Genomic DNA, 9,214 nt, shown 5'->3' with positions numbered 1-9,214 from the left:
CGTTGTCCAGACCGGTCGGCGGCCCGCGCACCTGAAGTTCCCCCCGTGATCCTGGACACTCTTCTTGTACTCGAGGGCCACCGGCTCGAGGCGGCGGCCCGCTACCTCCAGGCTCAGCGACCAGGCAGTGGCGAGGATCGAGCGGGCCCGCTCAGCGGGGGAAGGTTCGGTGAGAGGCGGCTCCTCGGGTGCAGCGCTGTCTGCGGGGTTCGTCTCCATGTCCGTGCGCACCGCCCCTTCCGCCTAAGTAAGGTTGCCCTTACCCGCGAGCGGACGGGAGGTAACCGTGTCCTGCCGACCGGCTCCCGCCTCGGTCCGCTCACCGGGAGCCGACACTCCCCCTATTGTGGGGGCCGTGCACGATCCGTCCGGGTGCGACGGCGGGCCATGCGTGTGTGCGTCACCGCAATGGTGAGAAACAGCCCGAGGACGGCGGCGGGAGCGGCGACCGCCGCGAGCCGGTCCGCAGCGTCCTCGGGACCCGCGGCCACTCTGACCACCGCGGTGACCGCGGCAGCCGCCAGTCCGATCCCGATGAGGACGGCCACGACGTACCGGGAGCGGTCGGTCGCGGGCAGCGGCCGGCCGTGGCCCAACTCGCTCCACTGGCGGGCGGTTTCCCCCGCCTCGTTCCGCCGTAGCACCGCCGCGCGGATCCGCAGGCCGGCCGAGACGAGGCCGCCCACCACAGCCGCGGCGCGCGGTATCCACCATGCCTCGGCCAGGAGCAGCAGGACGGCGACGGTGCCGGCCGTGCTCCACCCGCTGACGCAGGCCGCCGCCGCCCTTCGGCGGGAGACGGGCCGGTCGGCTCCCGCGCGCAGGTCGGCGAGAGCCGGCATGTACCAGACACAGCCGGACGCGGTCACCGCCGCGACGCCCAGGGCGAGAACGGCTTGCGGCATGGCCTACCTCGCCGCCTCTTCCAGTGCGGCCATCTCCGGGTGGTGCAAGTCGAACGCCGGGGACTCGCTGCGGATGCGGGGCAGGGAGGTGAAGTTGTGGCGCGGGGGCGGGCAGGAGGTCGCCCACTCCAGGGAGCGGCCGTAGCCCCAGGGGTCGTCGGTGTCGACCCGCCTGCCGTACTTGGCGGTCTTCCAGACGTTGTAGAAGAACGGCAGGATCGACAGGCCGAGCAGGAACGAGCCGATCGTGGACAGGGTGTTCAGGGCCGTGAAGCCGTCGGCGGCCAGGTAGTCGGCGTAGCGGCGGGGCATGCCCTCGGCGCCGAGCCAGTGCTGGACGAGGAAGGTGAGGTGGAAGCCGACCGTCAGCGTCCAGAAGGTGATCTTGCCGAGCCGTTCGTCGAGCATCTTGCCGGTCATCTTCGGCCACTGTCCGGGCGGGCGAACCTACGGTGGCGTCACCTACGGAACCGTAGGTTTGGACAACATGCCCGAAGGTTGGAAACCGTGAGTCTCGCCCGCCCGAAGCGATCCGATGCCGAGCTGCTGAAGGACCTCGAGGAGGTGGTCGAGCGGGAGCTCAACCGCCACCTGCGGGTCTTCCGGGAGTGGATGCCGCACGAGTACGTGCCCTGGAGCCGGGGCCGGGACTTCGACGGCCCGCTGGGCGGGCAGCCGTGGTCGCCGGAGCAGTCCCCGCTGACCGAGGTGGGCCGGGTGTCGCTCGTGGTCAACCTGCTCACTGAGGACAACCTGCCCAGCTACCACCACGAGATCGCCACCCTGTTCGGCCGGGACGGGGCGTGGGGCACCTGGGTGCACCAGTGGACGGCCGAGGAGGCCCGCCACTCGATGGTGCTGCGCGACTACCTGCTCGCCTCCCGCGCGGTGGACCCGGTGGCGCTGGAGCGGGCACGGATGACCCACATGTGCGGCGGCTTCGTCTCCGACAACCAGCACTCCCCGCTGCACACCGTGGCCTACGTCGCCTTCCAGGAACTGGCCACCCGGATCTCCCACCGCAACACCGGCCGCTCCTGCGGCGACCCGGTCTGCGACCGGATGCTGGCCCAGGTCGCCAACGACGAGAACCTGCACATGCTCTTCTACCGCAACCTGCTCGCCGCCGCCCTCGAACTGGCCCCGGACCAGGCCATGCAGGCAATCAACGAGGTGGTGTGCGCCTTCCGCATGCCCGGCCACGGCATGCCCGGCTTCGAGCGCGCCGCGGTCGAGATCGCGCTCGGTGGCGTCTACAACCTCCGCGTCTACCACGACGACGTTCTGCTGCCGGTGCTGCGTCACCTGAAGGTGATGGAGCGCGGCGGTCTGGGCCCGGACGGCCTCAAGGCGCAGGAGGAACTCGGCGTGCACTTGGCCGAGTTGGACGCTCACGCTGCCCGGTTCGACGAGCGGCGGGCGGCGTTCCTCGCCCGCCGCGGCGAAGGGCTGAACCGCCCTGCACGGGCGTCTGGTTGAGGGGTGTCAGTCCCGGGAGCCCGCGCCTCCAGCTTGCGGTGACCGCTGGCCACCGGCTCCGTCCAGCGCAGACCACGCAGCAGCACGACGGCCCACCTGCTCTCATCCGTGCAGGTCCGAAGCCGTCCCGCGGCGCGGTCCCGGGATGTTGAGGAGGCCGCGCTGACGTTCCCGCACCAGTGGCGCCACCCGGCAGGAGAAGGACCGGGTGGCTTGCCCGCACGGTGGGCATACGAACATCTGTACTCGCCCTGCCCGTTGAGCACGGCCGACCGGGGGACGGAAGCGCTCAGAGCAGCGTCTGCCAGTAGTCCCACCACCGGGTGACGATCAGCATCACGATGGCCAGGTACCAGGTGACCGGCACCACCCAGTGGAACTCCAGCACCCCGGCCGCCATCGCGCGGGGGGCGCGGATGTTTCCGTGCCGCAGGTTGTGCACGGTGGTGTACCAGAACATCGCGATCGTGGCAGCCCAGGCCAGGCAGCACCACAGGCACAGCGCGCCGATCTCGTACAGCGCCTGGCTCATCAGCCACATGCAGAAGCCCGCGCCGAACAGCATGCCCGCGTTCAGACCAAGCCAGAACCAGCGCCGGAAACGGGCCCCGGCGAGCAGCGCGAACCCGACGGCGACCACCACCGGGTAGGTGAGCAGGCCCAGCATCGGGTTGGGGAAGCCGAACACGGACGCTTGGGCGCTCTGCATGACGTTCGTGCAGGACAACACCGGGCTGAGGTTGCACGAGGGGGAGAAGTGCGGGTCCTGCAGGAGCTGGAACTTGTCGAGGGTGATCACGAAAGAGGCGAGGATGCCGAGCGCTCCGGACACGATCAGCAGCCAGGCGAAGGCACGCGAGGCGCTGGTGGCGCCCTCCGGTGTGATCTCTGCTCGTCGTCCGTCTTTCCTGGTGAGGTGGTGCGCGGTAGCGGTGGTGCTGGTCATCGAGGTTGGTCCGCCTTGCCAGTGGTTTGAGTGGGCACCGGGCCCATGGGGGTCAAGAGGTGTCTGTTGCCGCGTGAGCGGCGACCGGCGTCCCGCGCCGGTCCGCCCGGTATCACCTCGCGGGCACCCCCTCCGGCCAGACGACCTCCACCGGAACGCCGTGAGCTCGGGCATACGCCACCAGGTGCGCTGTGGCGTCACGGCCGTTGGAGGGCGAACCATCCCACACGGCCAGCAGCTGCCGGCATTCGGCGATCAACTGCTCGTCCGCACCGACGCACGCGTCCCGGTCTGCCGGGTCGTACGCCACCAGACGCACCTGTTGGGCGAGCGACACCAGCTGCCCGACCGCCACCCGGTCCCGTTCCGGCAGCAGCGCCGGCACCATCCCCTGCGCGGGAGTCACCACGACCAGCTCCCGCCCCGCCGCACGCACCGCCCGCCCGAACGCCACCGGCACAGCGGCCCCCGCCCGCACCAGCGCCGACCTCCGCTCGGGGAGCCGCTCCAATGCCGCCCGCAGCTCGTCCTCCACCAGCTCCAGCGTGTCCGGTGTCAGGTCGGCGTGCCCGACCGCCGCGATCATCTCCGCGCTCGCCTTCCCGCCATATGGCGTTCTCCCATCCGTCTTCGTGCTACGCGGCCCCGCCCGGGCCTCGTCTGTGAGCGGGACCGCTTCGCCGAGCCCACGGGCGAGGCCGAAGCACCACGGGCGAGACTGCTGGACCAGTTAAGTCAGCACGTGCAGCGGTCAACAAGGGCCGAACGGCCCTGGCACACCATGTTCGAGACGCTTTCCATGGATGCCGTCAGACCTGCCAGCGGCCGTGGCCCCCGGCCCCGAGCGGCGGACAGGTACCGCCGCACACGAAGGACACGCCCTCGATGGCATCCCAGTCCCGTGTCTCCACGACCGGACGGACCGCGATCGCTACCACCCCGGACTCCCTGGCGGCCGCACTATGAGGGACGAAACCGCCCGCCGTCACGTCAAGGCCCGCGGGCACCGAGCGGCGAGGGACACCGAGCCGCGACGCAGCGTGGAACTGTCCCCCGACGAGGCCCTACGTCTGCTCGGCAGCATGCCGGTGGGGCGCATCATCTTCACCCGGCACGCGCTGCCCACCGCCCGCCCGGTCAACCATGTCCTCGACGACGGCGACATCGTCATCCGCACCCACGAGGGCGCCGCACTGGTCTCGCAGGCCCAGGAGAACGGCGGCCACGGCGTGGTCGTCGCCTACGAGGCCGACGACATCGACCCCGTCGGCCGCACCGGGTGGAGCGTCGTCGCCACCGGCTACTGCCGCCTCGTCACTGACCCCGGCCAGGTGGCCCGCTACCAGGAGATGCTGCACCCCTGGACGGATCAGCACATGGACCACGTCGTGCGCATCCACCCCGACCTGATCACCGGCATCCGGCTGGTCGCGGCAGACGGCGACGGCGAAGAGTCGTGAACGCCGGCGCGCGCCGTTGGGCGACCGCCGAGGGCTCGGGCGGAGGAGAAGACGTACTCCGCCCGAGCCGTCCGCTGTGCCCGAAACCGCGAACCGGCCACAGCGGACCACCCTGGGGTGATCCGCCCAGTCAACCCGACCACACCCCGGCCGCGGCAGGGCCGTTCGGCCCTCTGGAACCACTGCGATGGGCCGCGTTCGTCGGTCCGGGTCGGTCGGTCCGCCCCACCGCAGCTCAGCCGCCGCGCCGGTGGAAGCCCTGCTCAAGGGTGCCTGAGGGCATCCCCTGACGCGGTCGGCGCCTTGGCCCCGGTTCGCCGGCTGATCCCGCCGCAGTCGCGGCGGAAACCGAGACAGGCCGAACACCAGACCTGAACGGGCACGTCAGGCGTTGGCCGGCACCGCGTTCCTCCGCCGGGCGCTCACGTACGTAGGCGTGTGCTACCGAGGCTCCGGGCGGGTGTGGATCGTGGTCAGCGGAACACTCGGCCCGGCCACCCAGTCTCGCCTCCGCCGCCCCGACGAGATCCGAAGGAAGCGCTGTGGACGATCCGCACTTCACGCCGCATTCCTCGATGGAGTCGGCATGGCACATGTGGACCTGATGGCCACAACGCCTTGACAGGTACGTGCACCGAGCGTCTGGTGGGAGCAGGTCCTGATGCTCGTGGCACGGCTGCGAGCACCGGGGTGGCGATGGTGATGACGCGGCAGTACGTGGCCGGGGAGTTGTCCCAGCTGATCGCCGAGCTCGGGACGGCGGCCCAGACCGAGGAGACGGACGTCGCCCGCGAGCTGCGGGGGCTGCGCCGACAGGCGGAGACGCAGCCGCTCGACTCCCTGGGCGCGATCGCCAGGCGCGCGCTGACGGCGGGAGACGCGCTGTGCTGGCTGTCCCTGTCCCAGGGGGACGTGGCCGGGTTCCAGTGCCAGGCTGGGATTGTCGGCCAACTGTACGAGTTCGGTATCTGTGCCGGGCTGGTGTACGAGGAGTGACCCCACCGAAGGCCCGGATCATCGGGAGGTTGGGCGATGAGTACCGAATCCCAGATCGCCGTCCACTGGCGCGAGGAGGAGTACATCCAGCCCCCGCCCGGCTTCATCGGCCAGGCGAACGCCGCAGACCCGGCCCTCCTCGAACAGTTCCGCGAGGAGAACTTCCCGGACAGCTACCGCGCCTACGCGGACCTGCTGACCTGGGACACGTACTGGCACACGATCCTCGACACCAGCGAGCCGCCGTTCTGGAAGTGGTTCGCCGGCGGGCGCCTGAACGCCTGCTACAACTGCGTCGACCGCCACCTGGCGGCGAACCGCAACAAGGCGGCCTTCCTCTGGGTCCCCGAACCGGAGACCGAACTCACCCGCACGCTCACGTACCAGGAGCTGTACACCCAGGTCAACGAGGTGGCCGCACTGCTGCGCGACCTCGGTCTACGGGAGGGTGACCGGGTCACCCTGCACCTGCCGATGGTGCCCGAGCTGCCAGTGTGCATGCTGGCCTGCGCCCGGCTCGGGGTGGTGCACTCACAGGTGTTCGGCGGGTTCTCCGGCACGGCGTGCGGCGACCGGATCGCCGACTCGGGCAGCCGGATCCTGATCACCATGGACGGCTACCACCGGGCCGGGAAGCTGTCCGACCACAAGGCCAAGGCCGACGAGGCGGTGGTGACCGCGGCCAAGCTCGGCCAACAGGTGGAGAAGGTGCTGGTCTGGCGCCGCTACCCGGACCGCTACCTCTCCGCCGGCGACATGGTCGAGGGCCGCGACGTCTTCGTCGACGACCTGCTGCCGCGCCACCGCGGGCAGCGGGTGGACCCGGTGCCGATGCCGGCGGAGGCGCCGCTGTTCCTGATGTACTCGAGCGGCACCACCGGACGCCCCAAGGGCTGCCAGCACTCCACCGGCGGCTACCTGGCGTACGTGGCCGGGACGTCGAAGTACTACCAGGACATCCACCCCACCGACACGTACTGGTGCGCGGCGGACATCGGCTGGATCACCGGCCACTCCTACATCGTCTACGGGCCGCTCGCGCTCGGCGCCACCAGCGTGCTGTACGAGGGCGTCCCGACTCACCCGGACGCGGGCCGCTGCTGGCGCATCGCCGAGCGTCTCGGCGTGAACATCTTCCACACCGCGCCCACCACCATCCGGATGCTGCGCAAGCTCGGCCCGGACGAACCGGCCAGGTACGCCTACCACTTCAAGCACATGACCACGGTCGGCGAGCCGATCGAGCCGGAGGTGTGGCGCTGGTACCACGACGTGGTCGGCAAGGGCGAGGCGGTCGTGGTCGACACCTGGTGGATGACAGAGACCGGCGGCTTCCTGGGCGCCACACTGCCCGCACTGCAGCCGATGAAGCCGGGCAGCTGCGGTCCCGGCGTGCTGGGAATCTATCCGGTCATCTACGACGAGGAGGGGAACGTGGTGGAGCGGGGCAGCGGCCGGGCCGGCAACGTCTGCATCCGCAACCCCTGGCCCGGCGTCCTGCAGACCATCTGGGGCCAGCCGGACCGCTTCGTGCAGCTGTACTACGGCCGCTACTGCCGCGATGCGAAGAGCACCGACTGGCACGACTGGCCGTTCCTGTGCGGCGACGGCGCCGTCCAGGCGGCCGACGGCTACCTGCGCATCCTCGGCCGCATCGACGACGTGATCAACGTGGCCGGACACAGGCTGGGCACCAAGGAGCTGGAGTCCGCCGCGCTGACCGTGCCCGAGGTCGCCGAAGCGGCGGCGGTGCCCGTGATCGACGAGCTACGCGGCAGGGTGGTGGAGATGTACGTCGCCCTCAACCCCGGCAAGGAACCGAGCCAGGAGATCGAGGACAAGGTCACCCACGCCATCGACCAGCAGATCGGAAAGATCGCCCGCCCCCACGCGGTGTGGATCGTGCCCGACATGCCCAAGACCCGCTCGGGCAAGATCATGCGCCGGGTCATCGCGGCCGTCTCCAACTTCGCCGACGTCGGAGACGTCACCACACTGGCCAACCCGGAGATCGTCGAGAAGATCCGCCGCCAGGTGCAGAGCGCCAAGGCGGCCGGCGGGGACGTACCGCGCGTCCTCAGCGAAGAGGAGGCCGCCGAGATCCGCGCCTTCGGCGACGCGGGCTGAGATCGCATCCGTGGGCCGTGCTCCACGAGGGCTACTCGGCTCCAGGCCAGTCGTACGGTCCCCCACCGCGCCACTCGATCAGCTCGGCGTCGTCGATGGCCGTATCGGAGGTGGGCAGGCCCGCTTGGTGGAGGAATTCGATCACATCGAAAAGGTTGTGGGCGGTGCCCATGTGCTCGCCCCGGATCGTCACCCGCCGTCCACCGTCCTGCGCAGGCGGGAGCACGACCACCGGGGGGCGCCCATCCATGGCACCAGGATGCGCCGGAACAGGTCGGTATGCAGCCCAGCAGCCAGGAGAACCCGAGCGACTGAGCGGGTTACGCGTGGCCCTCCGTCGGTCTCGGCGGGGCTTGCGGCATTGCCACGGATCTGGCGGTTGCGTCGGCCAGGAGCCGGCCGTGCTCGATCTGGTGAGGCGACCGCCTCGATCCGGTTGCCCGATTCCACCACGGTGCAGCAAGAGCCCCAGGCGATGAGGGGTGCGCGGTACCTCGCTATTGCGGTCGCATCAGTTCCAGGTCCGCACCCCACGCGTCCAGCACCGTACCGTGGCCGGCGCGCCGGGCTGCCGGCTCGACACGAGCGAAGAGGCTCCGCTGAAGGGACACGTCTCCTGTTGCCGAGATGCGGTCCAGGGTCGCCAGTAGCGCATCGGCATCCCAGCCGGGCAGGGGGTACCGAGCGAGCTCCCACTCCAGGTACTTGTTGTAGGGGCGGGGGCGACGGTCGAGCGCGAAGAGTAGTTCCAGCAGAAACCGGATGCTGTCGGCCGCGTCGAGACGTGCGGCGAGTGGATGTCCGTCGCGGTGGTTCTTGACGGAGCGGTAGAGGGAGTTGGCGTAGGCGTCGAGCCACTCACCGGCGTCCCGGAATGCTTCATCGGCACCGAGCCGTGCTTTGGCGGCCAGGATCTGGGCGATGCCTCCGTCGAGTCTGTCGAGCACGATCCGGGCGCGGGCGAGGGCGTAGCGTTCGAAGCCAGGCATTCCAGTCGCCCGGAAATCAGCGAGCGAGAGGATGACGAGGTCGAGCTCGGGTGAGCGGCGGCCGGCGAATCGGGCGAGATCCGTCGAGGCGTCATCGGCGACGACGACATAGAGGTCGTGGTCAGAGTGCTCGGTCGTCATGCCTTGGTGAGCGTGGGATCCCTTGAGGACGACACCGACAATGGCGGAGTCGGCTGCGGCAAGTTCGACGATCTTGTCAAAGGTAAGGGGCTGCTGAGCAGTCATCTTGCGTGATCTCCGATGGGATGGCTCCGGGCATGCTTGCCAGGACGGCCCAGCTGGACGGGGGCG

At 70.1% G+C, this 9,214-nt stretch carries 10 protein-coding genes and 2 pseudogenes; 4 read left to right on the top strand and 8 right to left on the bottom strand.

What is annotated here, in order from left to right:
* From VXC91_RS26335 to VXC91_RS26325, 3 genes and pseudogenes are all read right to left on the bottom strand, one after another.
* Window positions 1–219 (bottom strand): annotated as a pseudogene (locus tag VXC91_RS26335) (hypothetical protein); the annotation flags it as partial.
* A gap of 122 nt (window positions 220–341) precedes the next feature.
* Window positions 342–905, bottom strand: a complete 564-nt coding sequence (locus VXC91_RS26330) for a hypothetical protein (protein WP_329509819.1) — start codon at window positions 903–905, stop codon at window positions 342–344.
* Window positions 906–908: 3 nt separating this feature from the next.
* A pseudogene (locus VXC91_RS26325) lies at window positions 909–1,334 on the bottom strand (cbb3-type cytochrome c oxidase subunit I); the annotation flags it as partial.
* A gap of 78 nt (window positions 1,335–1,412) precedes the next feature.
* Between VXC91_RS26325 and VXC91_RS26320 the strand changes: the two are divergent.
* The gene (locus tag VXC91_RS26320; protein WP_329509818.1) at window positions 1,413–2,384 is read left to right on the top strand and encodes an acyl-ACP desaturase; all 972 of its coding nucleotides are present in this window, start codon (window positions 1,413–1,415) and stop codon (window positions 2,382–2,384) included.
* A 289-nt stretch (window positions 2,385–2,673) separates the two neighbouring features.
* Here VXC91_RS26320 and VXC91_RS26315 read toward each other — a convergent pair whose 3' ends face one another.
* From VXC91_RS26315 to VXC91_RS26305, 3 genes are all read right to left on the bottom strand, one after another.
* Window positions 2,674–3,330, bottom strand: coding sequence for a vitamin K epoxide reductase family protein (locus VXC91_RS26315; RefSeq protein WP_329509817.1), 657 nt, complete (start codon window positions 3,328–3,330; stop codon window positions 2,674–2,676).
* A 112-nt stretch (window positions 3,331–3,442) separates the two neighbouring features.
* The gene (locus tag VXC91_RS26310; protein WP_329509816.1) at window positions 3,443–3,916 is read right to left on the bottom strand and encodes a hypothetical protein; all 474 of its coding nucleotides are present in this window, start codon (window positions 3,914–3,916) and stop codon (window positions 3,443–3,445) included.
* 223 nt (window positions 3,917–4,139) lie between these two features.
* A complete protein-coding gene (locus VXC91_RS26305; RefSeq protein WP_329509815.1) occupies window positions 4,140–4,268 on the bottom strand; it encodes a hypothetical protein in 129 nt (42 codons plus the stop codon).
* Window positions 4,269–4,292: 24 nt separating this feature from the next.
* Here VXC91_RS26305 and VXC91_RS26300 point away from each other — a divergent pair, with 24 nt between their 5' ends.
* From VXC91_RS26300 to acs, 3 genes are all read left to right on the top strand, one after another.
* Window positions 4,293–4,790, top strand: a complete 498-nt coding sequence (locus VXC91_RS26300; protein WP_329509814.1) for a pyridoxamine 5'-phosphate oxidase family protein — start codon at window positions 4,293–4,295, stop codon at window positions 4,788–4,790.
* Between the two features lie 702 nt (window positions 4,791–5,492).
* Window positions 5,493–5,786: a hypothetical protein gene (locus VXC91_RS26295; protein ID WP_329509813.1), complete on the top strand. Its 294-nt coding sequence runs from the start codon at window positions 5,493–5,495 to the stop codon at window positions 5,784–5,786.
* A 36-nt stretch (window positions 5,787–5,822) separates the two neighbouring features.
* Window positions 5,823–7,913, top strand: a complete 2,091-nt coding sequence (gene acs / locus VXC91_RS26290) for an acetate--CoA ligase (RefSeq protein ID WP_329509812.1) — start codon at window positions 5,823–5,825, stop codon at window positions 7,911–7,913.
* A 31-nt stretch (window positions 7,914–7,944) separates the two neighbouring features.
* Here the strand turns inward: acs and VXC91_RS26285 are convergent, their stop codons facing one another.
* Window positions 7,945–8,163 carry a hypothetical protein gene (locus VXC91_RS26285; protein ID WP_329509811.1) on the bottom strand — a complete coding sequence of 73 codons (219 nt, stop codon included), beginning with the start codon at window positions 8,161–8,163 and terminating at the stop codon, window positions 7,945–7,947.
* 247 nt (window positions 8,164–8,410) lie between these two features.
* A complete protein-coding gene (locus tag VXC91_RS26280; protein ID WP_329509810.1) occupies window positions 8,411–9,148 on the bottom strand; it encodes a hypothetical protein in 738 nt (245 codons plus the stop codon).
* Window positions 9,149–9,214: the final 66 nt, after the last annotated feature.

The organism is Streptomyces chiangmaiensis (assembly GCF_036281785.1).
Lineage (GTDB): Bacteria > Actinomycetota > Actinomycetes > Streptomycetales > Streptomycetaceae > Streptomyces > Streptomyces chiangmaiensis.
Note: the sequence above shows the minus strand (reverse complement) of the source record. Positions and strands in the feature narration are given on the sequence as shown.

Bases quoted from the DNA above. Each gene is read 5' to 3' on its own strand.
- VXC91_RS26300 (WP_329509814.1), top strand. From the start codon at position 4,293: ATGAGGGACGAAACCGCCCGCCGTCACGTCAAGGCCCGCGGGCACCGA.
- acs (WP_329509812.1), top strand. From the start codon at position 5,823: ATGAGTACCGAATCCCAGATCGCCGTCCACTGGCGCGAGGAGGAGTAC.
- VXC91_RS26330 (WP_329509819.1), bottom strand. From the start codon at position 905: ATGCCGCAAGCCGTTCTCGCCCTGGGCGTCGCGGCGGTGACCGCGTCC.
- VXC91_RS26295 (WP_329509813.1), top strand. From the start codon at position 5,493: ATGACGCGGCAGTACGTGGCCGGGGAGTTGTCCCAGCTGATCGCCGAG.
- VXC91_RS26280 (WP_329509810.1), bottom strand. From the start codon at position 9,148: ATGACTGCTCAGCAGCCCCTTACCTTTGACAAGATCGTCGAACTTGCC.
- VXC91_RS26310 (WP_329509816.1), bottom strand. From the start codon at position 3,916: ATGATCGCGGCGGTCGGGCACGCCGACCTGACACCGGACACGCTGGAG.
- VXC91_RS26285 (WP_329509811.1), bottom strand. From the start codon at position 8,163: ATGGATGGGCGCCCCCCGGTGGTCGTGCTCCCGCCTGCGCAGGACGGT.
- VXC91_RS26315 (WP_329509817.1), bottom strand. From the start codon at position 3,330: ATGACCAGCACCACCGCTACCGCGCACCACCTCACCAGGAAAGACGGA.